Below are 23,010 nucleotides of genomic sequence, written 5' to 3'. Positions count from 1 at the left end.
TTAGAAACAGTACAGGTTTTTGAAACATTTAGAGAGGTATATAGATTATGAGTAAGCCGATCATTGCCATTGTAGGAAGACCCAATGTAGGAAAGTCTACATTGTTTAATGCACTGGCAGGAGAAAAAATTTCAATTGTAAAAGACACACCGGGAGTAACAAGAGACCGTATCTATGCAGATGTAACATGGTTAAACTACCAGTTTACATTGATTGATACAGGCGGTATTGAACCAGATAGCGGTGATCTGCTATTAAGTCATATGAGAGGACAGGCAGAGATCGCGATGGAAACAGCTGATGTAATCATCTTCCTTACAGACGTAAGACAGGGACTTGTTGATGCCGATTATCAGGTGGCAGATATGTTAAGACGATCTGGAAAACCAATTGTTTTAGCGGTCAACAAAGTAGATAATTATGAGAAATTCGTTCTGGATACTTATGAATTTTACAATCTGGGACTTGGAACGCCATTCCCAGTTTCAGCAAATTCTAAGATTGGATTTGGTGATCTGTTAGATGAAGTTCTTGTTCATTGTAATCCACAGGATGCAGATGAGAAAGAAGATGAGAGACCAAGAGTTGCGATTATCGGAAAACCAAACGCAGGAAAATCTTCTCTGATCAACAAGTTATTAGGAGAAGATCGTTTGATTGTTTCTGATATTGCTGGAACAACAAGAGATGCGATCGATACAACAGTGAAACGTAATGGAAAAGAATATGTATTCATCGATACAGCGGGACTTCGAAAGAAGGCCAGAGTGAAAGAAGATATTGAACGTTACAGTGTCATCCGTACTGTTGCAGCTGTAGAACGTTGCGATGTGGCAATCTTAGTTATTGATGCAGAAGAAGGAATTACAGAACAGGATGCCAAGATCGCAGGAATTGCACATGAACGCGGAAAAGGTATGATCATTGCGGTCAATAAATGGGATTTGATCGAGAAGAACGATAAGACAATTTACAAATTTACAAATCAGGTCAGAGAAGTACTATCTTACATGTCTTATGCAGAACTTGTTTTCATTTCTGCGAAGACTGGACAGCGACTTCCTAAGATCTTTGATGTACTTGATATGGTTATCGAGAACCATGCATTACGTGTACAGACAGGAGTCTTAAACGAGATTCTTACAGAAGCGGTTGCTATGAAACAGCCACCATCAGACAAAGGAAAGAGATTAAAACTTTACTATATTACACAGGTTTCTGTGAAACCACCAACATTTGTTGTATTTATCAATGATCGTCAATTGATGCATTTTTCATACACAAGATATCTTGAAAACCAGATCCGTAATACATTTGGATTCAGAGGAACACCAATCCATATCATTGCGAGGGAAAGGAAGGAAAGATAATGGTAGTTTGTATTGTTGTGTGTATGATTGTCGGATATTTATTTGGGTGCATCCAGACAGGATATATTGTCGGGCGTGTAAACAAGATCGACATTAGAGATTACGGAAGTGGAAATTCCGGGACAACGAATACATTAAGAACCCTCGGAAAGACAGCAGCGATCATTACGTTTCTTGGAGATGCAGCCAAAGGACTTGTGGCAGTTAATCTTGCAAGATATGTGATCATGCCTGCATTTGGTGTAGAGGGAGAAGCTTATCTTTGGCTTTTGACAGGGTTTGCAGTAGTACTAGGACATAATTTTCCGTTTTACCTTGGATTTAAAGGTGGAAAAGGAATTGCAACAACAGGGGGAGTTATTTTTGCATTTCACTGGCAGCTTGGGTTGATCTGTGCAGCAGTATTTTTGATCATTACGATCATTTCAAAGTATGTATCATTGGGATCGATCTGCATGGTACTGATCATACCGTTTATTTTGTATTTTAACAATCCACAAGACTGGAAATTAGTTGTTGTTGGATGTATTTTTACGGCCATGGCAATCTGGCGCCATCGTGCAAATATTGTTCGTTTGATGAATGGTACTGAGAATAAATTAGGTCAGAAAGTAAAACGTTAGGAGGAACTAAGACTATGAAGAAAGTCAGCGTTATTGGTGCAGGAAGCTGGGGAAGCGCTCTTGCAGTGTTATTAGCAAATAATGGACATGAGGTGACTTTATGGACACATGATCCACATGAAATCGAGATGCTTTCTACAAAGAGAGAACAGCAGGAAAAATTACCAGGTGTAAAATTACCAGATAATATCGCAATTGAAGCAGATCTTGAAACAGCTTTAACAGATGAAGATGTTGTTGTTATGGCAGTTCCTTCACCAGTTGTTCGTACGGTCGCAAAACAGATGTCTCCTTTCGTGAAAGATGGGCAGATCATTGTGAATGTTGCAAAAGGTATTGAAGATGTTACATATAAGACATTATCTGATATCATCGAAGAAGAAATTCCAAATGCAGAAGTTTGCGTATTATCAGGACCTAGTCATGCAGAAGAAGTAGGAATAGGAATTCCTACAACGGTTGTAATTGGTGCAAAAAATAAAAAGACAGCAGAGATGCTTCAGGACGTATTTATGAATAAAGTATTCCGTGTATACACAAGTTCAGATATTATCGGAATCGAACTAGGAGGAGCATTAAAAAATGTTATCGCATTAGCAGCCGGAACAGTTGATGGTCTTGGATATGGAGACAATACAAAAGCAGCGTTAATGACAAGAGGAATTGCGGAGCTTACACGTCTTGGAGAAGCCATGGGAGGAAAGCCAGAGACATTCTCAGGACTTACAGGAGTTGGAGATTTGATCGTTACATGTACAAGTGTACATAGTCGAAATCGTAAAGCAGGATACTTAATGGGAAAAGGTATGACTGCAGATGAGGCAATGAAAGAAGTAAAAATGGTTGTAGAAGGTGTATATTCAGCCAAAGCAGCCCTTGGACTTGCAAAGAAGTGCAATGTATCTGTACCAATCGTGGAAGCAGTGAACAGAGTACTATTTGAAAATGCAGATCCAAAAGAGGAAGTTTCAAACTTACTCCTTCGTGAGAGAAAACAGGAACATACAAATCTGGAATGGGATTAATCAGATAAACAATATATAAAACATAAACATATACAAAACATAAAAACATGAAGGAAGGAAGACAACAATGGAATCATTTAGGGAAATGTCAAAAGAAGAGTTACAGGCGCAGGAAGTGGAAGTAAACAAAAAGTATCAGGAATTTAAAGATCTTGATCTTTCACTCAACATGGCAAGAGGAAAACCAGCACCAGACCAGATCGATCATGCAAATGGAATGCTTGAGACGATGACGGATTATCATGCAAAAGATGGCTTAGATGTGCGTAATTACGGAGTCCTTGATGGACTTCCAGAGATGAAAGAGATTTTCAGTGATCTGCTTGATATCCCAGCGAAGAATATCATCGTTGGAGGAAATGCAAGTCTGAATCTGATGTTTGATCAGATGATGAGACTGGTCGTATTTGGAACAGAAGGAGAAAAACCTTGGGGACAGCTTGAGAAAGTAAAATTCTTATGTCCAGCACCAGGATATGACAGACATTTCATGGTTACAGAAACATTAGGATTTGAACTGATCACAGTTGATATGACACCAGAAGGTCCAGATATGGATCAGGTAGAGAAATTAGTAGCAGAAGATGAAAGTATCAAAGGAATCTGGTGTGTACCAAAATATTCTAACCCACAGGGAATCTGCTACAGTGATGAGACAGTTGACCGTCTTGCTTCCATGAAGACAGCAGCCAAAGATTTCAGAATCTTCTGGGATAATGCATATGGAGTACATCCAATCTTTGAGGATGTGAAAGTTAAGAATATCTTAGATGCATGTAAAGAAGCAGGAAATGATAACAGAGCATACTATTTCTTCTCAACATCAAAGATTACATTCCCAGGTGCAGGAGTATCTATTATTGCATCTAGTGATGATAATATCGCAGAGATCAAGAAAGTTATGACAGCCCAGACAATCGGATATGACAAGATCAATCAGCTTCGTCATGTACAGTTCTTTAAGAATGCAGATGGAATCAGAAAACATATGCAGATTTTAGCAGACTGTTTAAAACCTAAATTTGAGACAGTTCTTAATACATTAGACAAAGAACTTGCTGGAAGCGGATTAATTTCATGGGAAAGTCCAAAGGGTGGATACTTTGTATCTGTAGATGTTCTTCCAGGATGTGCAAAGAGAGTGGTGGAACTTGCCAAAGAAGCAGGAGTTACATTAACTGGAGCAGGTGCTACATATCCATATAAGAAAGATCCAAAAGACAGTAATATCAGACTTGCACCTTCTTACCCTACAGTAGAAGAATTACAGCAGGCAATGGATCTGTTTTGTGTATGTGTAAAGAAAGCAGGAATTGAAAAACTGTTAGAACAGGCATAAGATTTATGCATCGTTAAGAAATATTATGAGGAGTATTCTTTATCAAAGATGATAAGGAGTATTCCTCATTTATTTTTGTAATGATATCATTTGATTTTGAAATACAAATTCAAAGATTGTATCTGTACAATTAACACGTTGATGTGATAAAATAAAAATGTTTATTCGTAAAACAACAAAAAAGGAGTTGATTACATGAAATTTACAAAGATGCACGGTTGTGGCAATGACTACGTATATGTAAACTGTTTAGAAGAAAAGATCAATAACCCGAATAAAGTGGCAAAATTTATCAGTGACCGGCATTTTGGAATTGGTTCTGATGGAATGATCTGTATCTGTCCGTCAGATAAGGCTGATTTTAGAATGGCCATGTATAACTCTGATGGTTCTGAAGGAGCCATGTGCGGAAATGGTGTCCGCTGTATTGCTAAATATGTCTATGATTATGGACTAACAGATAAAACGACGATCACGATCGAGACAAAGGGTGGAATCAAAGAATTAGACCTTACAGTAGAAGATGGCAAGGTTACATGGGTAAAGGTTGACATGGAAGCACCAATTACAGAAGCTTCTAAGATTCCAGCAATCTATGATGATCTTACAGAAGTGATCGATCAGCCAGTGATCGTTGATGGAAAAGAATATAATATCACATGTATTTCCATGGGAAATCCTCATGGAGTTGTATTTGTGGATTCTGTTGCAGATATTGACATTGAGAAGATCGGACCGAAGTTTGAGAATCATCCAATGTTTCCAGATCGCGTGAATACAGAATTTATCGAAGTAGTTGATGAGAATACAATTAAGATGCGTGTATGGGAGAGAGGTGCAGGAGAAACTCTTGCCTGCGGAACAGGAGCATGTGCAAGTGCTTATGCATCTTATTTAAATAAGAAAACAGGAAAGAAAGTCTTAGTACATCTCTTAGGTGGAGACCTTCAGATCGAATATGATGAAGAGAAAGATACGATCTTTATGACAGGACCAGCAATAACAGTATTTGATGGTGAGATCGATCTTACAGGAATTGACGATTAAGAATAGAAAGACAGAAGAATTATTGGAGATAGAACATGATTTTAAAAGAATTATTAGAACGCTCAGAATATACCCTTGTACAGGGAAGTGAAGATGTAGAGATTTCTACATTAGTATATGATTCAAGAAAGATTGAAAAAGGCAGTGTATTTGTATGTATCAGTGGAGCAGCTTTTGATGGACATAAGTTTGCAGCACAGGCAGCAGAGCTTGGAGCAGCAGCGATCGTTGTAGAGAAAGATGTAGAAGTTCCAGAAAGTTTAACAGTGATCAAGTTTGATAACACAAGACTTGCATTAGCTGAAATGTCAGCAGCATACTTTGGATATCCGGCAGAAGAATTGACAACGATCGGAATCACAGGAACCAAAGGAAAGACAACAACGACATATATGATCCGTGCAGTCTTAGAACATGCAGGACAAAAGACAGGACTGATCGGAACGATTGAGACGATCATTGGAGATGAAAAAATTCCATCCGTCAATACAACACCAGAATCTTACATCGTACAGGAATCTTTCCGTAAGATGGCAGATGCAGGTCTTAAAAATGTTGTAATGGAAGTATCTTCACAGGCTTTGATGCTTCATCGAACAAGTGGATTTGAATTCGATTATGGAATTTTTACAAACCTTGCAGAAGACCATATTGGGGAAAATGAGCATAAAGATATGGATGATTATATTCATTGCAAGAGTTTACTATTCCAGCAGTGTAAGCAGGGAATCGTTAATGGAGATGATGATTATGTAGAAAGAATCATCAAAGACCATACATGTGCGATTGAAACTTATGGAATGAAAGATACAAATGATGTCTACGCAGAGAATATCACAAGAATTCAGGAACCTGGATATCTTGGAGTTGCGTATGATCTTAAGGGAAAACAGGAATATAACGTACATGTAGATATCCCTGGAGATTTTACAGTATATAATTCATTGGCAGCAATCTCTCTTTGCCGCCATATGGGAATTGTCAAAGAAGATGTATTATCTGCATTAAATACAATTCAGGTCAAAGGACGTTTAGAGATCATCAAGACTCCTGGAGATTATACATTAATGATCGACTATGCACATAACGCTATGAGTCTTGAAAGTCTTTTAACAACGATCCGTAAATATAATCCAAAGAAGATCTATTGCTTATTTGGATGTGGTGGAAACAGAGCAAAAGCAAGACGTTATGAGATGGGAGAAGTATCATCAAAACTTGCAGATCTTACTGTTGTAACATCTGATAACCCAAGAAATGAAGAACCAATGGATATCATCAATGATATTTTGATTGGTGTTCATAAAGCAGATGGAGAATATGTTACAATCCCAGACCGTAAAGAAGCAATCAAATATTGTATGGAACATGCCGGAGCAGGAGATATTATTATCCTTGCAGGAAAAGGACATGAAGATTATCAGGAGATCAAAGGTGTGAAACATCACATGGATGAGAGAGATTTGATTCAGGAAATCATCGAAGGAAGATAGAATATCTGCCTTTTAAAATATAAAGAAATAAAGGAGAATTACAAACGTGGAAGCAAGAATTTCAGGAACAACAAAATTATTTGGACTGATCGGTTCACCGGTTTCACATTCCGCATCACCAGCGATGCAGAATTACGGGTTTCAGGCATGCGGAGTCGATGGAGCTTATCTTGCCTTTGATATTAAAGAAGAGGAAGTACCAGAATTCATCAAATCCATGCGTCTGTTAAATATCCAGGGATGCAACGTTACAATGCCAAACAAGACAGCAGCAGCCCAGAATATGGACGAATTATCACCAGCAGCAGAACTGATCGGAGCTGTAAACACAATCGTAAACAGAGACGGAAAATTATACGGACATATCACAGATGGTGAAGGTTTTGTTGCAAACTTAAAAGATCATGGAATCAGCGTTGAAGGAAAAGATATCGTAATCTTTGGAGCAGGTGGAGCAGCAACAGCCATTCAGGTACAGTGTGCATTAGATGGAGCAAAATCTATCACAATTTTTAACCCAAGAGATCCATTTTTTGAAAGAGCCCAGAAGATGGTTGAGAAGATCAAAGCCAAAGTACCAACATGTCAGGTGGAATTATATGATCTGGATGCAAAAGATACAATGCGCAAAAAGATTGATGGAGCAGATATCTTAGTAAATGGAACATTGCTTGGAATGAAACCAAAAGAAGATACAACAGTAATCACAGATACAACAATGTTCCACGAAGGATTAGTTGTAGCAGACGTTGTATACAATCCAGAAGAAACAAGATTCTTAAGAGAAGCAAAAGAACATGGATGTATCACAGTTCCAGGAAAAGGAATGTTATTATGGCAGGGAGTTGCATCTTTTAAATTATTCACAGGAAAAGATATGCCTGTTGATGAAGTAAAAGAAAGATTCTTCCAGGGAGTATAAGATACATATTGGAATGTTACAAAAGACCGGATACGGTAAATATACTGTTTTCTGGTCTTTTTTTCTTAGAACCTTCATATACTTTATCAGTCTATGAAGGAGGAACTTATGGATCAGTTTAATGTATATAAAGATATGAAGGCAAGAACAAATGGGGAGATTTACATAGGGGTTGTTGGTCCGGTGCGTACAGGGAAAAGCACATTTATCAAGCGTTTTATGAATCTGATGGTATTACCCAATATCGAGGACGAGAATGACAGAAATCGTGCGAATGATGAACTTCCACAGTCATCAAGCGGTAAAACAATCATGACAACTGAGCCGAAATTTGTCCCAAATGAAGCAGTTTCTATTAAAGTAGAAGATGGAATAGAATTAAATGTACGCCTCATTGATTGTGTAGGTTATATGGTAAAAGGTGCAACAGGTCATATGGAAGGAGAAGAAGAGAGACTTGTAAAAACACCATGGTTTGATTACGAGATTCCATTTACAAAGGCAGCAGCAATCGGGACAAAAAAAGTTATCACAGATCATTCTACGATTGGGGTGGTTGTAACGTGTGATGGGTCTTTTGGTGAAATTGATGCAAAGCAGTATGAACCTGCGGAAGAAGAGACGATCAACCAGCTAAAGGCTTTAAAGAAACCATTTGTAGTATTATTAAATACGATTCATCCATATTCAGAAAGTACAAAACAATTAGCAGAACAAAAAGAAGAAAAATATGGAACAAAAGTGTTGCCGATGAATTTGGAGCAAATGAAAAAAGATGATATCTACCAGTTTTTAAAGAGTATATTAATGGAATTTCCAATTTCATCGATCGGATTTTATGTTCCAAGATGGACGGAAATGTTAAAAAAAGATCATCCGTTAAAAATGGAATTACTAGAAATGGCTAGAGATGTCATTTCAAACAAAACAACGATGAAAGATATCTATGATGATGAAGATAAACAATACAAATACATAACAAGCCAGAAAATAGAATCGGTATCAATGGATAGTGGCGAAGTAATCATAACTGTAAAAGTGGGAGATTCCTATTATTATGATTTCTTAAGCGAAACTACGGGAATGGAAATTCACAATGAATATGAATTTATCCGGATCATGGGAGAACTTTCAAAGAAAAAGAAAGAATATGAAGAAGTCGGGGAAGCACTTGCAGCAGTTAAGCAGCGAGGATATGGAGTGGTAACACCAACGAAGGAAGAAATTGTATTAGAACAGCCGCAGATCGTAAAGCATGGTAACAAATATGGGGTAAAGATCAAAGCAAGTGCTCCATCCATTCATATGATCCGTGCCAATATTTCCACAGAAATCGCCCCAATTGTCGGAGAAGAATATCAGGCGAAAGATTTGATGGAGTATATTGAACAAGGTTCACAGACTCCGGGAGAGAGTATGTGGGATGTTAATATTTTTGGAAAAACGCTGGAACAGCTTGTCGGAGATGGCATGCAGACTAAGGCTTTAAAGATGACCGATGAAAGTCAGCAAAAGCTTCAGGATACAATGGAAAAGATTATCAATGAAAGTAATGGAGGTCTTGTATGCATCATTATTTAAGAACGTTGACAAACGGATAGAAAAAGAATATACTTTGATAGACAAAGTGTTTTTTTGATTCATAGAATTTAGCAAAATAAAGACGGATCAAAGATAGAAAAAGAAGCGATTAAGATAAGTGGAGTAATTATGTCTGTAAAAATATTAGGAACAGGAAGTTTTCTTCCAGAAAAATCAGTAAGCAACGATGACCTTTCCAAAGTAATGGATACAAGTGATGAATGGATCTCATCAAGAACAGGAATTCGAAGCAGGCACATTTCAATTGAAGATACAACCTCAACAATGGCAGTCAAAGCAGCAAAGAAAGCATTAGAGAATGCAGGGGTCAGCGCAGAAGAATTAGACCATATTTTTGTTGCAACGTTATCAGGAGATCATGCGACACCAAGTACATCCTGTCAGGTGCAGAAGGGAATCGGAGCGGTCAATGCAGTGTGCATGGATATCAATGCGGCATGTTCAGGATTTGTGTATGGATTGAATACAGCAATCGCATATGCAAGAGCAGGAATGGGCAAGAAGATGATGATCATCGGAGTTGAGACGCTTTCTAAGATTCTTGACTGGAGTGATCGAAGCACTTGTGTATTATTTGGAGATGGAGCAGGATGTGCGATCGTCGAAGCGGATGATTCAAGAGAGATTTACATTGATGCAGGGTCTGATGGAGCAAAAGGAGATGTCTTAACATGTGAGGAAAGACACCTTAATAACCTTCTTGTAAAAGATGATTCACCAATGCAGCAGGTCACTATGGATGGGCAGGAGGTATTTAAATTTGCAGTCCGTATGGTGCCAAAGAGTATTACAAAGGTGCTTGATCAAGCTGGAGTTGATAAAGAAGAAGTGAAATATTTTGTACTTCATCAGGCAAATCGAAGAATCATTGAGGCAGCGGCCAGAAGATTAAAACAGCCGATCGAAAAGTTTCCGATGAACGTAGATCGATGTGCCAATACATCATCTGCAACGGTGCCAATCCTTCTAGATGAGATGAACCAGAAAGGTATGTTAAATCGCGGAGATAAGATTGTTTTAAGCGGTTTTGGCGGAGGACTTACATGGGGATCTGTTTATCTTACATGGTAGGTGGATAACCAACAAGATACGAAAGAGAATAAAAATAGTCAGCTTACATAGAAAAATAAGAGTTGACTATTTTTTTATGTAAATATAATAGCAGGAATCCTGCAATGCAGGATTCTTTTTGAAGTTAAAATATGGTATAATGAGTGGATAAGTACAGGAGGGAATCGAATTAATGGAATTACAGTTATGGAGAGAAATGCTCACCCCATATGAGCTGGCAGTAGATGAACTTGTGTTAAAGTTTCGGCATATTATAAGAGAATACAGGAACGTCGGAAGATATTCACCAATCGAGCAGGTTGACGGACGTGTAAAATCAATTTCAAGTATCTTAGATAAGATGCAGAGAAAGAAGATTAATGTCAACGATGTGGAGAAGGAATTAGAAGATATTGCAGGAGTTCGACTGATCTGCCAGTTTGTGGAAGACATTGATAAGGTTTTGGAGATCATAGAGAGCCGTTCCGATATGGAGATCAAGAGCCACAAAGATTATATTTCACATTCCAAAGACAGTGGATATCGAAGCTATCATGTGATCATTTATTATGAAGTGAATACAATTTATGGGAAGAAACGAATTCAGGCAGAGATTCAGATCAGGACACTTGCGATGAATTTCTGGGCAACGGTAGAACATTCATTACAGTATAAATATAAAGGAGATATTCCAAAACACGTAACTGATAAGCTTCTTGTGGCAGCAGATGCGATTGATGTCTTAGATCATGAGATGTCAACGGTTCGTGACGAGATCATGGACGCACAGAATTCGTTCCGTAAGAAATCAAATCTTGTATCAGAGATTCTTCATACGATGCAGAATTTATATAAAGTTGCAAATCGTCATGAAGTTTTAAAGATTCAGGATGAATTTTATAAAATATACGAGACAGGAGATATGGAACGCTTAGAGCATTTTAATAAGCAGTTAGATATCATTGCAGAAGGATATCGTGCTCAAAGCATTTCTTAGGAGAGATATGAAATTACCAGAATTATTTGAAGAGAAGATGAGACGCCTCTTAGGTGAGGACTTTGAAGAGTATGAGAAGCATTTAGATGATCCTGCATACTATGGAATCAGAGTGAATACATTAAAGATTTCTGTGGAGGATTTTTTAAAGATCTGTCCATTCAAAGTGACAAAAGTACCTTGGACAGACAATGGATTTTATGTAGACAGAGAAGAAAAACCATCCAAACACCCATATTATCATGCAGGACTTTATTATATTCAGGAGCCAAGTGCGATGACACCAGCTTCCTACTTACCAGTAGAGCCGGGAGATCGCGTACTTGATCTGTGTGGAGCACCAGGTGGAAAATCAACAGAACTTGGAGCAAAGTTAAATGGAGAAGGACTTTTAGTATCTAATGATGTCAGTATATCAAGAACGAAAGCATTGATTCGTAATATTGAGATGTTCGGGATCAGAAATGATATGATCCTTTGTACCGAAGCCAAATATTTAGTACCATCAATGACAGGTTTTTTTAATAAGATTTTAATTGATGCCCCATGTTCTGGGGAAGGAATGTTTCGAAAAGGAAATAACGAGATCAAGAACTGGCAGCAGAAAGGAAGCGAACCATATGCGAAGTTACAGCGAGAGATCGTTGATGATGCGATCAAGCTGTTAGCTCCAGGTGGTATGCTGTTATATTCTACCTGTACATTTTCTCCAGAAGAGAATGAACAGGTCATAGAATACCTTTTAGAGAAGAATGATGATCTTTCTTTAGTCCCAATGAAGATGTGTGAAGGTTTTGATCACGGACATCCGGAATGGACATTGACAGGAAGAGAAGATATCAAGCAGTGTATCCGATTATGGCCTCATAAGATCAAAGGAGAAGGTCATTTCCTTGCATTATTAAAGAAAGAAGATGGACCACAGCCAACATTCAAATATGAGAAGATCAAGAAAGTAAAACTTACTCCTGAGACAGAAGAATTCTTTAAAAACTGTAAGATGGATATCGACTGGAGTCATGTCAGGGAGCATCAAGGCAAGTTATTTTATTTAAAAGAAGATATTCCAGAGATGAAAAAGGTCAGAGTTCTAAGAAAGGGTCTCTACCTAGGAGAGATGAAGAAAGGTCGATTTGAGCCAAGTCAGTCATTTGCGGTGGCACTTTCAGCAGATGGATATAAGCCATATCTTTCTTTTGATATCAACGATGAGAATACCATAAAATATTTAAAATGCGAGACATTAGATGTTGATACAGCAACCGAAGGAATCCATCTGATAGGGACAAATGAATTCCCATTAGGATGGGCAAAGATCAAAAAAGGACGACTGAAGAACAAATATTCTTCCAGCTGGAGATGGTTATAATGGCAAAGAAAATCAGGTTAGACAAATTTTTATGTGACAGTTTAAATATCACAAGAAAAGAAGCAAAAGAAGCGATCAAAAAAGGAAAAGTTACGATCAATGGGGAAATAGTGAAGAAACCAGAAAGTAAACTGGATGCAGAGGATGATCAAGTGGAATTAGAACATCAGCCGGTTATATTTGAACAGTTTCATTATCTGATGCTTCATAAACCGCAAGGCGTTGTCTCTGCGACAAAGGACGATCATGATAAGACAGTGCTTGATCTGATCCATGAAAACTTTAAAGATAAGCTGTTTCCAGTTGGCAGACTTGATAAGGATACCGAAGGATTACTAATTCTCACTGATGATGGGATGCTTGCACACGAGCTGCTTTCTCCAAAGAAACATGTAGATAAGGTATATTTTGCAAAAGTATCTGGAAGCTTTACAGACGAAGAAGTTAAAAAATTTCAGGAAGGTTTGGATATTGGCAATGGAGAGAGATCAAAGGAAGCAGATCTTGAGATACTGACAGCAGGAGAAGATCAGTCAGAAGTTTTGATCACGATCACAGAAGGAAAGTTTCATCAGGTAAAACGTATGGTAAAAGCGGTTGGAAGTGAAGTTTTATACCTAAAGAGATTATCTATGGGATCTTTAAAGTTAGATGAAAAATTAGAACTTGGAATGTACAGAAGATTAAGCGAGACAGAGTTACAAGAACTAAAGGAGCATACAAATGTTAGAAAATAAAAAGGCAGTGATCTTTGATCTGGATGGAACATTAGTAGATTCCATGTGGATCTGGAGAGAGATCGATATCCGTTTTCTTGGAAAGTATGGGTTACAGGTGCCGGAAGGTTTAAATGATGAGTTGGAAGGTTACAGTTTCCATGAGACAGCAGTATATTTTAAGAAGCGATTTGAACTGCCTCTTACGATTGAAGAGATTATGGAGACATGGAATCATATGGCTTCTGAAATCTATGTGAATGAAATTCCATTAAAAGATGGAGTCCAAGATTTTATTTCGTTATTAAAAGAACGAGATATGAAGCTTGCGATTGCAACAAGTAATTCCAGAAAATTAGCGAAAGACTGTTTAAGAGCAAATGGCATTCTGGATGCGTTTGATTATATTTGTACATCTGATGAAGTCCCAAGAGGAAAACCAGAACCAGATGTGTATCTTCATGCGGCGAAGATGATCGATACCAAGCCAGAACATGCATTGGTATTTGAAGATATTCCATATGGACTGCTTGCCGGGAAACGTGCGGGGATGGAAGTCTGCGCGGTAAAAGATTCATATTCTGAACGTGCGGTCAAAGAAAAGCGAGAGATAGCAGATTACTATATTGATACATATTATGACATATTAAATGGAACCTATGAGACATTAAAGAAATAACAAAGGTCAAGAGAAAGGGTGATCATATGAGAGATATTGCACTGGTAACTGGAGCATCCTCAGGAATAGGGAAAGAATTTGTTAGACAGATCGCAAAGAAATACAAGGGACTCGATGAAATCTGGGTGATCGCAAGAAGAAAAGACAAACTAAGAGAACTAAAAAAAGAGATTATTGGAACAAGAGTTAGGATTCTTCCATTAGATCTTATGAAAGAAGAAAGTTTTGAACGTCTTAGAAAGGTTCTTGCAAAAGAACGTCCTACTGTAAGAATTCTAGTAAATGCTTCAGGATTTGGAATTTCTGGTTCTTTTGAGCATCAGACAGAAGAAGATGCAGCAGGAATGATTCGTTTAAATTGTGAAGCATTGACAAGAGTTACCTACTTGGTACTTCCATATGTAAGCAGAGGATCTTTTATTTATCAGATGGCATCTTCTGCAGGATTTGCACCACAGCCTGATTTCACAGTTTACGCAGCAACAAAAGCATATGCAAAAAGTTTTTCTATTGCTCTTAGACAGGAGCTATCAGGACAGGAAGTTAAAGTCATAGCGGTATGTCCTGGACCAGTGAAGACGGAATTCTTTGATCGTGCATATGAGCAGGAAGAGATGAAGTTTTATAAGAAATTTGCTATGGCAGACCCAAAGAGGGTTGTAAGTAAAGCAATCCGTGATGCAAGGAAGAATAAAGCAGTATCTGTCTATGGATTTACAATGAAAACAACAAGGATCATCTGTAAGATCTTACCCGGAAAATGGATTGCCAAAATCATGGGTTAGAAGGATAAAAAATGAGAGAATTAAACATAACAGCAAGAGAGGAAGGACAAAGACTTGACAAGATCCTCTCGAAATATTTAAATAAAGCACCGAAAAGTTTTTTGTATAAAATGCTTCGAAAAAAAAATATCAAATTAAATGGAAAAAAGGCAACTGGAAATGAAAAATTATCTAAAGGAGATCAGGTCTGCATCTATCTTGCAGAAGATACAATCAGTAAATTTAGGGAAGAAGTAAGGGCTGGAAAACAAAAACTGAAACTTGATATTTTGTACGAAGATGACAATGTTATTATGGTAAATAAACCATGGGGAATCTTATCCCAGAAATCAAAATCAGAAGATATATCGATTAACGATCAGATCATCCCATATGCAGTGAATCAAGGATTGATCAGTGAAAAAGAATTACAAGTAGTCAAACCGTCCATTTGTAATCGCCTTGATCGTAATACAACAGGCATCATCATCTGTGGAATTTCAATGGAAGGACTGCAGACAATGGCAGAGATGTTAAAGAATCGAGATATGGAGAAGTATTATCTTTGTATTGTGAAAGGGAAACTTAACAAACCACAGAAAGTTAGTGCATATTTAAGAAAAGATGAGAAAACAAACAAAGTAACAGTTTCAAAGCAAGAGATTTTCGGCGGAAATCATATTGAAACGGCTTATGAACCTGTAATCTCAAATGATGAATTTACACTATTAAAGGTAAAACTTATCACAGGAAAGACACATCAGATTCGTGCCCACCTTGCAAGTATCGGACATCCACTGATCGGTGATTTCAAATACGGAGATAGAAAGATCAATCAGCAGATGAAGCAAAGATTTGGATTAAAAGACCAGTTACTTCATTGTCAGGAAATCGTGTTCCCGAAACATATAAAAACATGTAGTAATCTTTCAGGAAAGAGAATTCAGGCACCGCTTCCCAAAAGATTTGAAACGATCAAACAGGAATTATTTGGGAGAGATTTATAATGGCGGAAGATAAATGGAATGTAAAAGGTCTTAGAGGTTCTGTACTGGAAGAATTGATCAATTATACAAATGAAAAATACCGCCAGCAAAAACTTGCGCTAGTGCAAAAAATACCGACATCGATCAAACCAGTAAGGTTCGATAAAACAAAACGTCATATCACACTTGCTTATTTTGATCAGAAAAGTACAGTCGATTACATAGGAGTTGTGCAGGGGATTCCTATCTGTTTTGATGCAAAGGAATGTGCAAAAGACGTATTTCCACTTCAGAACATTCATGAACATCAGGTAGAGTTTATGCGGCAGTACGAAGAGCAGGGCGGCATTAGTTTTTTATTGATCTATTTTACATCAAGACATGTCTGTTATTATATGTCATTTCAGGAGATGATGAAATACTGGAATCGTGCAAAAGAGGGCGGAGTCAAGCATTTTAAATATGAAGAATTAGATATTGGATTTTTTGTTCCATTAAAGCAGGGAATGATCCTTCATTATCTGGAATGTCTGCAGAAAGTTCTGAAACAAAAAGATCAGCAAGATTCGTGTCGAAAAGATTGACGAAAAGCTAAATTTTGCGTATAATATAACATTGACGAAAAAGAAAACCTGTGGATGTTGGCCACAGAGTAGAAAAGGATAGATTTTATGATCAGAAGCATGACAGGATTTGGACATGGGGAAGTGTCCAATGACAAGAATCAGAAAGTCACAGTGGAGATGAAATCCGTCAACCACAGATATTGTGATATTTCATTAAAACTTCCCAAGAAATTAGCCATGTTTGAGGCAAATATCCGTAATATCATGAAAGAATATGCGAGTCGTGGAAAGATTGACATTTATGTATCATATGAAGATCTTTCAGAGACAGCAGTAAGCCTTCATTATAATCAGGCAATGGCAGCAGAATATATGCAGGTATTTAAGAAGATGCAGGAAGATTTTGGTATTGAGACAAAGATCACTGCGGAAGCACTTGCTAAGTATCCAGAAGTTGTAACACTTGAAGAAGTGCAGCAAGATGAAGAAGTATGGTGGGAGCTGTTAGAAGCTGCATTAAGACAGGCTGCCGAGAAATTTGTAGACACAAGAACGATCGAAGGAGCAAATCTTAAGAAAGATCTGCTTGGAAAGCTAGATCAGATGGCAGCAGATGTGGCATTTATTGAGAGACGTTCTCCACAGATCATTGCTGAATACAGAGCAAAATTAGAAGAGAAAGTGAAAGAATTTTTAGAAGACTCAGCAATTGAAGAAAACAGGATTGCGGCAGAAGTTACATTATATGCAGATAAGATTGCTGTTGATGAAGAGATTGTAAGACTTCAAAGTCATATCAGTTCTATGACAGATGTGCTGGAAAGTGATGAAAGTATTGGAAGAAAGCTTGATTTCATGGCACAGGAGATGAACAGAGAAGCGAATACGATCTTATCAAAGTCAAGTGATGTTGATCTTGCAGATCATGCAATTGAACTGAAGACAAATGTTGAGAAAGTAAGAGAACAGATTCAGAACATAGAGTAAGATAAGAAGGGAAAGATCATGGAAAAGAGAGGTTCATTACTGGTACTGTCTGGATTTTCTGGTGTTGGAAAAGGAACAGTAGCAAAGAAACTGGTAGAAAAATATGGATATAGTTTATCAATTTCCGCAACAACAAGAAAGCCGAGAGAAGGTGAAGTTGACGGAAGGGAGTATTTTTTTAAGACGGTAGATGATTTTAAAAATCTGATCGACTATAATGGATTTATTGAGTATGCCAGATATGTGGACAATTATTATGGAACGCCAAGAAAGTTTGTAGAAGAAGAACTTGCAGCAGGACATAATGTGATCTTGGAAATTGAAGTGCAGGGTGCGTTTAATATTAAGAAACAATATGAAGATGCATTATTGATCTTCATTACGGCACCAAGCGCTGCGGCAATCAAGGAACGCCTGGTAGGAAGAGGAACTGAATCGGAAGAAGTGATCAACAAACGTATTAATCGTGCCAAAGAAGAATCTGAGGATATGGATAAATACGATTATATTGTGATCAACGATCAGGTAGAAGATTGTGCAGATCGAATTCATGCCATTGTACAGGCAAAAGACTGCCTGCTTGGAAATAACCTTAAATTTATAGAAGAAACTAAAAAAGAATTAGAACAACTATAGGAGGAATTATTATGTTACATCCATCATATACAGAATTAATGAAAGTTATCAATGGTGACAGTGAGGAAGAAAAAGTTATCTCAAGCCGTTACTCTATTGTACTTGCAAGTGCTAAGAGAGCAAGACAGATCATTGCAGGAGATATGCCATTAGTAGAAGAAAAAGATGGTGCAAAACCATTATCTACAGCAGTTGAAGAGCTTTGGGAAGAAAAAGTAAAGATTCTTGGAGACGATGAAGAAGTAGAAGAATAGAAATAACAAGGAAAACAAAACAGGGTGCTTAGGGATTCCTAAACACCCTTCTTTGTACAGACAGGGAGTTTTTATGGACATTATTTTATTACTGAAAACCGTATTACTTGGAATTGTCGAGGGAATTACGGAATGGCTGCCGATCAGTAGTACAGGACATCTGATCTTGGCAGATGAATTTATTAAATTAAATATGACAGGTGCCTTTAAGGAAATGTTTGACGTTGTGATTCAGTTAGGTGCGATCATGGCAGTTGTTGTTTTATATTTTCATAAGTTAAATCCATTTTCACCAAAGAAAAACCATAGGGAAAAGATGGATACTATTGTTTTATGGACAAAGGTAATTCTTGCGGTATTTCCAGCAGCAATTATCGGCATTTTATTTGACGACTGGTTGAATGCACATTTTTATAATCCTCCAGTAGTTGCAGCAATGCTGATCATTTATGGTATATTATTTATCATAATTGAAAACCGCAACAAACGAATCAGAAGAAGACCAATGAATGATCTTACAAGATTATCTTATGGAATGGCATTGGGAATTGGTGTGTTTCAGGTATTAGCATTAATTCCAGGTACATCGAGATCAGGAGCAACGATCCTTGGAGGAATCTTACTCGGGTGTTCCAGAACGGTTGCTGCCGAATTCTCATTTTTCTTAGGAATTCCAGTAATGTTTGGAGCAAGTTTATTAAAGATCGTGAAATTTGGTCTTGCATTTACAACAACACAATTGATCGTACTGATCGTTGGAATGGTAGTATCCTTCCTTGTATCTATCGTAGCGATCAAGTTTTTACTTGGATATATTAAGAAGAATGACTTTAAGGCATTTGGTGTATACCGAATTATACTCGGTCTGCTAGTGATCGTGTATTTTGCATTCATCAAATAAGGAGTTTGTAAAACATGGATAAGAATTTATTTCTAAAGAATATGGAAGAGATGATCGCCATTGCAAAGACAAATGGAAATCAGATTGACCACAAAGAGTTATTAGATTATTTTAGTGATTATAATTTGAATGAAGAAGCAAAGAAACTTTTGATCGCAAGCTTTATAGAAGCGGGAATTCGTGTGCTTGGAGTAGATGAAGCACAGATTGTTGCTGAAGAAGAGGCGGAGGCGAAAGCTAATGTGTCAGAAGAAGAACAGGGTGCGATCCGTTTTTATGAAGAAGAATTAAGCCAGATGGATCTTCCGGGGGAAGAAGAGCAGAAAGAGCTGATCACATCATGGCTTGCTGACAAAGAAGATGGAGAAGCAGTGATTGAAAGCTTTCTTCCGCAGATTCTTGAAATTGCAAGGAATCATATGGGAAAAGGTGTCTTATTTGGAGATCTTGTGCAGGAAGGTAACATTGGTCTATTAGAAGCAATGGCAATCTATCAAGATGGAGATGCAGAAGGATTTCTTGCACATGCCAAAAGTGCAGTAGAAGATTCTATTCTTGATGCAATTGCAATGCAGAGAGGTTCTGACAGTGTTGGAGAGGCAATGGCAATCAAGGCAAACCGCTTAGATGATGCTTCAACATTTCTATCAAAAGAACTTGGAAGAGAGCCAAAGATTGAAGAATTAGCAAAATATCTTTCTATGACAGAGGAAGAGGTAAAGGATATTATGAAGATTTCTCTCGATGCACTTTCTGTTATGGAAGCAGATATTAAACAGTCATAAAAATCCTTGGTGTTGACAGAAGGGAGGATGATCTTATGAATATCAGAGAAAAACAGGAACAGACGGAATTAAGTCTGTTAAGCCCATATGCAACACGAAGTATTGATACAAAAGGAAGAAGAAAGCCGGAAGAAGAATGTGAGATACGTACCTGTTTCCAAAGAGACAGGGATCGAATCTTGCATTGTAAAGCTTTTCGTCGTTTAAAAGATAAAACACAGGTGTTTTTATCTCCAGTAGGAGATCATTATAGAACGAGACTTATGCATACACTTGAAGTGTCACAGAATGCCAGAACGATCGCGAGAGCTTTGAATCTTAATGAGACATTAACAGAAGCAATTGCACTTGGACATGATCTTGGACACACGCCATTTGGTCATGCAGGAGAACGTGTATTAAATGAGATGAATCCCAAAGGATTTAAACATAATCAGCAAAGTGTGAGAGTTGCTCAGTATCTTGAGAAGAATGGTGATGGGTTGAATCTTACATGGGAGGTATTAGACGGTATGAAAAATCATTCAATGAAAAGCATGCCGCATACTCTGGAAGGTAAAATTGTCCGTCTGGCAGATAAAATTGCATATATCAATCATGATATTGATGACTCTGTACGTGCCAAAGTTTTAAAGGAAGAAGATCTTCCAAAGGAATATACAAATGTGCTTGGAACGACCTATCGTGAGAGAATTAATACGATGGTGCTTGATATTGTAAAACATAGTAGTGGTATCAATGATATTGTTATGTCTCAGAAGATAAGGGATGCAATGACAGGTCTTCGAAGTTTTATGTTCCAGAGAGTTTATGAGGAGCCAAATACAAAGAAAGAGGAAGAAAAGATAAAGAACATTATTGAACCATTATATGAGCATTATCTTTATCATATAGAGGAACTTCCAGTGTATAATCAGAAGATGATCAATTCAGAAGAAGATAAAGAACAGGCGGTTTGTGACTATATTGCAGGGATGACAGATCATTTTGCGATTGAGCAATATACAGAGATTTTTATTCCTAAATTTTTTATGCAAAAATAAAGGAAAATTAAAAAAGATGCAGAATAATATATTATAGAGGGATTTTTTAAGGAGGGACAAGCATTGATTTACGGAGAAGAAATCATAGAAGAGGTGCGAAGCCGGAATGATATTGTAGATCTCATCTCCACGTACGTACCGCTAAAGAAAAAAGGAAGTTCTTATTTCGGATTGTGCCCATTTCACAATGAAAAATCGCCCTCTTTTTCTGTGAGTCGGGATAAACAGATGTATTACTGTTTTGGCTGTGGTGCCGGTGGTAATGTTTTTACTTTTTTAATGGAATATGAGAACTTTTCTTTTCCGGAAGCGTTAAAATATCTGGCAGAACGAGCTGGAATGGAGCTTCCAGAAGAAGAATTGAATGAAGAAGCTAAACGAACAATGGATGCGAAAGCCAGACTTCGAGAGATGAACAAACTTTCTGCCAATTATTTCTATTATCTGCTTCACAGCAAACGAGGGCAGAAAGGACTTGCGTATTTGAAAAATCGTGGGATCACAGATGAGACGATCAAGAGATTTGGACTTGGATATGCAGATATTTACAATGATGATCTGTATCGTTTTCTAAAAAGCAAAGGATACAGTGATGAAGAATTGAAAGATTCTGCACTCGTAACGATCGATGAGCGACGAGGCGGAAGTGATAAGTTCTGGAACAGAGTTATGTTTCCAATCATGGATGTCAATAATCGTGTGATTGGTTTTGGAGGCAGAGTTATGGGAGATGGTTCGCCCAAATATTTAAATTCAAAAGAAACCACATTATTTGATAAAAGTCGTAATCTTTATGGATTGAATTTTGCAAGAAGCTCAAGGAAGAAAGAGATTATTTTATGTGAAGGATACATGGATGTTATATCTATGCATCAGGCGGGATTTACAAATGCAGTAGCTGCGCTTGGAACTGCATTTACTAGTGGACATGGAACGTTACTTAAGCGTTATACAGAGAATGTCATACTTTCTTTTGACAGCGATGAAGCAGGACAAAGAGCTATTTTGCGTGCAATTCCGATTCTTAAGGAAGCTGGACTGACAGTTCGTGTATTAAATCTCAAACCATACAAAGATCCAGATGAATTCATCAAAGGGTTAGGAAGAGAAGCTTTGGAAGAAAGAATCAGTCATGCAACAAGCAGTTTTATGTTTCAGATACAGGTAGCTGCAGGAAGATATGATCAGAACGATCCAGAGGAGAAGACAAAATTTCAGCATGAAGCAGCAAAATTACTTTCAACAATTGAAGAACGTCTGGAACGTAAGAATTATATTGATGCTGTATCAAGGGAATATTATATTGATGCAAAAGATTTGGAAGAACTTGTTAATTATTATGGAACTTCCGGTTATGCAACAGCACAGAGACAGCAAAATACGCCAAGACAGCCAGAGAGAAGGCTGCAGCAGAGTGAAGCAAAAGAGGAAAAGAGGAAACAGCCGCAGAAACTTCTTCTTACATGGATGGTAAATGAACCACAGTTATTTGAAAAACTGGATGGGATCATCGGTCCAGATGATTTTTATGAACAGATATATCATGGAGCGGCATTACTGCTTTTTAAACAATATGCAGAAGAAGGGGCAGTAATACCAGGAAAGATATTAAATCAATATACAGATCTAGAAGATCAGAAAAAGATTGCAGAATTATTTAATACAACACTAAAGATCAGTCCATCACCGGAAGATCGTGATAAAGCGTTGAATGATATTGTGCGAAGAGTAAAAGAAGACAGCATTGAACAACAGATGAACGCAACAAATGATATTTTGAAATGGCAGGATTTGATCAGGGAGAAAGCAAACCTTGCAAAATTGCATATTTCATTATAGGTTGGTTAAAATAGGAA

At 37.5% G+C, this 23,010-nt stretch carries 23 protein-coding genes; all 23 read left to right on the top strand.

The features are described 5' to 3' along the window. Positions 1–47 precede the first annotated feature (47 nt). Complete coding sequence (gene der / locus KE503_RS04025; RefSeq protein WP_008393643.1) at positions 48–1,370, top strand: ribosome biogenesis GTPase Der; 1,323 nt, start codon at positions 48–50, stop codon at positions 1,368–1,370. Continuing rightward, positions 1,370–1,993, top strand: a complete 624-nt coding sequence (gene plsY / locus KE503_RS04020) for a glycerol-3-phosphate 1-O-acyltransferase PlsY (RefSeq protein WP_022374273.1) — start codon at positions 1,370–1,372, stop codon at positions 1,991–1,993. The genes der and plsY overlap by 1 nt, the downstream gene beginning before the upstream one ends. A 14-nt stretch (positions 1,994–2,007) precedes the next feature. Then, positions 2,008–3,018 (top strand): NAD(P)H-dependent glycerol-3-phosphate dehydrogenase, encoded by a 1,011-nt coding sequence (locus tag KE503_RS04015; protein WP_117944392.1) that lies wholly within the window; start codon positions 2,008–2,010, stop codon positions 3,016–3,018. Positions 3,019–3,085: 67 nt separating this feature from the next. Then, positions 3,086–4,357, top strand: coding sequence for an aminotransferase class I/II-fold pyridoxal phosphate-dependent enzyme (locus tag KE503_RS04010; protein ID WP_055198288.1), 1,272 nt, complete (start codon positions 3,086–3,088; stop codon positions 4,355–4,357). Positions 4,358–4,552: 195 nt separating this feature from the next. Further along, positions 4,553–5,404, top strand: coding sequence for a diaminopimelate epimerase (gene dapF / locus KE503_RS04005; RefSeq protein ID WP_212384541.1), 852 nt, complete (start codon positions 4,553–4,555; stop codon positions 5,402–5,404). A gap of 35 nt (positions 5,405–5,439) precedes the next feature. Beyond that, entirely contained in the window at positions 5,440–6,897 is a 1,458-nt protein-coding gene (locus tag KE503_RS04000) for a UDP-N-acetylmuramoyl-L-alanyl-D-glutamate--2,6-diaminopimelate ligase (RefSeq protein ID WP_055198286.1), read from the top strand. A gap of 46 nt (positions 6,898–6,943) precedes the next feature. Then, positions 6,944–7,819, top strand: a complete 876-nt coding sequence (locus KE503_RS03995) for a shikimate dehydrogenase (protein ID WP_212384540.1) — start codon at positions 6,944–6,946, stop codon at positions 7,817–7,819. A gap of 108 nt (positions 7,820–7,927) precedes the next feature. After that, positions 7,928–9,400: a stage IV sporulation protein A gene (gene spoIVA, locus KE503_RS03990; protein ID WP_022374964.1), complete on the top strand. Its 1,473-nt coding sequence runs from the start codon at positions 7,928–7,930 to the stop codon at positions 9,398–9,400. A gap of 129 nt (positions 9,401–9,529) precedes the next feature. After that, complete coding sequence (locus tag KE503_RS03985) at positions 9,530–10,492, top strand: beta-ketoacyl-ACP synthase III (protein ID WP_022374963.1); 963 nt, start codon at positions 9,530–9,532, stop codon at positions 10,490–10,492. Between the two features lie 172 nt (positions 10,493–10,664). After that, positions 10,665–11,468: a GTP pyrophosphokinase gene (locus KE503_RS03980; RefSeq protein WP_022374962.1), complete on the top strand. Its 804-nt coding sequence runs from the start codon at positions 10,665–10,667 to the stop codon at positions 11,466–11,468. Positions 11,469–11,475: 7 nt separating this feature from the next. Then, a complete protein-coding gene (locus tag KE503_RS03975; RefSeq protein WP_212384539.1) occupies positions 11,476–12,837 on the top strand; it encodes an RsmF rRNA methyltransferase first C-terminal domain-containing protein in 1,362 nt (453 codons plus the stop codon). Continuing rightward, positions 12,828–13,574 carry a pseudouridine synthase gene (locus KE503_RS03970; RefSeq protein WP_212384538.1) on the top strand — a complete coding sequence of 249 codons (747 nt, stop codon included), beginning with the start codon at positions 12,828–12,830 and terminating at the stop codon, positions 13,572–13,574. Before KE503_RS03975 ends, KE503_RS03970 begins: the two co-directional genes overlap by 10 nt. Beyond that, positions 13,561–14,232, top strand: coding sequence for an HAD family hydrolase (locus KE503_RS03965; RefSeq protein WP_055198275.1), 672 nt, complete (start codon positions 13,561–13,563; stop codon positions 14,230–14,232). Before KE503_RS03970 ends, KE503_RS03965 begins: the two co-directional genes overlap by 14 nt. 26 nt (positions 14,233–14,258) lie before the next feature. Further along, a complete protein-coding gene (locus KE503_RS03960; protein ID WP_117944401.1) occupies positions 14,259–15,017 on the top strand; it encodes an SDR family NAD(P)-dependent oxidoreductase in 759 nt (252 codons plus the stop codon). 11 nt (positions 15,018–15,028) lie between these two features. Further along, complete coding sequence (locus KE503_RS03955; RefSeq protein ID WP_212384537.1) at positions 15,029–16,003, top strand: RluA family pseudouridine synthase; 975 nt, start codon at positions 15,029–15,031, stop codon at positions 16,001–16,003. Further along, a complete protein-coding gene (locus KE503_RS03950; RefSeq protein WP_022374956.1) occupies positions 16,003–16,566 on the top strand; it encodes a Holliday junction resolvase RecU in 564 nt (187 codons plus the stop codon). The genes KE503_RS03955 and KE503_RS03950 overlap by 1 nt, the downstream gene beginning before the upstream one ends. An 87-nt stretch (positions 16,567–16,653) precedes the next feature. Further along, positions 16,654–17,535 (top strand): YicC/YloC family endoribonuclease, encoded by an 882-nt coding sequence (locus KE503_RS03945; RefSeq protein WP_212384536.1) that lies wholly within the window; start codon positions 16,654–16,656, stop codon positions 17,533–17,535. Positions 17,536–17,553: 18 nt separating this feature from the next. Continuing rightward, complete coding sequence (gene gmk, locus KE503_RS03940) at positions 17,554–18,171, top strand: guanylate kinase (protein WP_022374954.1); 618 nt, start codon at positions 17,554–17,556, stop codon at positions 18,169–18,171. A gap of 11 nt (positions 18,172–18,182) precedes the next feature. Next, complete coding sequence (gene rpoZ / locus KE503_RS03935) at positions 18,183–18,425, top strand: DNA-directed RNA polymerase subunit omega (RefSeq protein ID WP_022374953.1); 243 nt, start codon at positions 18,183–18,185, stop codon at positions 18,423–18,425. A 73-nt stretch (positions 18,426–18,498) separates the two neighbouring features. Next, on the top strand, positions 18,499–19,326 hold the full coding sequence (locus KE503_RS03930; protein WP_022374952.1) for an undecaprenyl-diphosphate phosphatase: 828 nt from the start codon (positions 18,499–18,501) through the stop codon (positions 19,324–19,326). 14 nt (positions 19,327–19,340) lie between these two features. Continuing rightward, positions 19,341–20,111: a sigma-70 domain-containing protein gene (locus tag KE503_RS03925; protein WP_022374951.1), complete on the top strand. Its 771-nt coding sequence runs from the start codon at positions 19,341–19,343 to the stop codon at positions 20,109–20,111. Between the two features lie 35 nt (positions 20,112–20,146). Then, positions 20,147–21,154 carry a deoxyguanosinetriphosphate triphosphohydrolase gene (locus KE503_RS03920; RefSeq protein WP_022374950.1) on the top strand — a complete coding sequence of 336 codons (1,008 nt, stop codon included), beginning with the start codon at positions 20,147–20,149 and terminating at the stop codon, positions 21,152–21,154. A 63-nt stretch (positions 21,155–21,217) separates the two neighbouring features. Then, positions 21,218–22,993 (top strand): DNA primase, encoded by a 1,776-nt coding sequence (gene dnaG, locus KE503_RS03915; RefSeq protein WP_212384535.1) that lies wholly within the window; start codon positions 21,218–21,220, stop codon positions 22,991–22,993. Positions 22,994–23,010: the final 17 nt, after the last annotated feature.

Origin of the sequence: Anaerostipes sp. Marseille-Q3525, assembly GCF_018223505.1 — a bacterium.
Classification (GTDB): domain Bacteria; phylum Bacillota; class Clostridia; order Lachnospirales; family Lachnospiraceae; genus Anaerostipes; species Anaerostipes amylophilus.
Note: the sequence above shows the minus strand (reverse complement) of the source record. Positions and strands in the feature narration are given on the sequence as shown.

Excerpts from the sequence above, each read along its gene's own strand:
- KE503_RS04000 (WP_055198286.1), top strand. The coding sequence starts at position 5,440 with ATGATTTTAAAAGAATTATTAGAACGCTCAGAATATACCCTTGTACAG.
- spoIVA (WP_022374964.1), top strand. The coding sequence starts at position 7,928 with ATGGATCAGTTTAATGTATATAAAGATATGAAGGCAAGAACAAATGGG.
- KE503_RS03945 (WP_212384536.1), top strand. The coding sequence starts at position 16,654 with ATGATCAGAAGCATGACAGGATTTGGACATGGGGAAGTGTCCAATGAC.
- gmk (WP_022374954.1), top strand. The coding sequence starts at position 17,554 with ATGGAAAAGAGAGGTTCATTACTGGTACTGTCTGGATTTTCTGGTGTT.
- KE503_RS03955 (WP_212384537.1), top strand. The coding sequence starts at position 15,029 with ATGAGAGAATTAAACATAACAGCAAGAGAGGAAGGACAAAGACTTGAC.
- KE503_RS03970 (WP_212384538.1), top strand. The coding sequence starts at position 12,828 with ATGGTTATAATGGCAAAGAAAATCAGGTTAGACAAATTTTTATGTGAC.
- KE503_RS03975 (WP_212384539.1), top strand. The coding sequence starts at position 11,476 with ATGAAATTACCAGAATTATTTGAAGAGAAGATGAGACGCCTCTTAGGT.
- KE503_RS03920 (WP_022374950.1), top strand. The coding sequence starts at position 20,147 with ATGAATATCAGAGAAAAACAGGAACAGACGGAATTAAGTCTGTTAAGC.
- KE503_RS03925 (WP_022374951.1), top strand. The coding sequence starts at position 19,341 with ATGGATAAGAATTTATTTCTAAAGAATATGGAAGAGATGATCGCCATT.
- KE503_RS04010 (WP_055198288.1), top strand. The coding sequence starts at position 3,086 with ATGGAATCATTTAGGGAAATGTCAAAAGAAGAGTTACAGGCGCAGGAA.
- plsY (WP_022374273.1), top strand. The coding sequence starts at position 1,370 with ATGGTAGTTTGTATTGTTGTGTGTATGATTGTCGGATATTTATTTGGG.
- KE503_RS04015 (WP_117944392.1), top strand. The coding sequence starts at position 2,008 with ATGAAGAAAGTCAGCGTTATTGGTGCAGGAAGCTGGGGAAGCGCTCTT.
- rpoZ (WP_022374953.1), top strand. The coding sequence starts at position 18,183 with ATGTTACATCCATCATATACAGAATTAATGAAAGTTATCAATGGTGAC.
- KE503_RS03965 (WP_055198275.1), top strand. The coding sequence starts at position 13,561 with ATGTTAGAAAATAAAAAGGCAGTGATCTTTGATCTGGATGGAACATTA.
- KE503_RS03930 (WP_022374952.1), top strand. The coding sequence starts at position 18,499 with ATGGACATTATTTTATTACTGAAAACCGTATTACTTGGAATTGTCGAG.
- KE503_RS03980 (WP_022374962.1), top strand. The coding sequence starts at position 10,665 with ATGGAATTACAGTTATGGAGAGAAATGCTCACCCCATATGAGCTGGCA.
- der (WP_008393643.1), top strand. The coding sequence starts at position 48 with ATGAGTAAGCCGATCATTGCCATTGTAGGAAGACCCAATGTAGGAAAG.
- KE503_RS03960 (WP_117944401.1), top strand. The coding sequence starts at position 14,259 with ATGAGAGATATTGCACTGGTAACTGGAGCATCCTCAGGAATAGGGAAA.
- KE503_RS03950 (WP_022374956.1), top strand. The coding sequence starts at position 16,003 with ATGGCGGAAGATAAATGGAATGTAAAAGGTCTTAGAGGTTCTGTACTG.
- KE503_RS03985 (WP_022374963.1), top strand. The coding sequence starts at position 9,530 with ATGTCTGTAAAAATATTAGGAACAGGAAGTTTTCTTCCAGAAAAATCA.
- dapF (WP_212384541.1), top strand. The coding sequence starts at position 4,553 with ATGAAATTTACAAAGATGCACGGTTGTGGCAATGACTACGTATATGTA.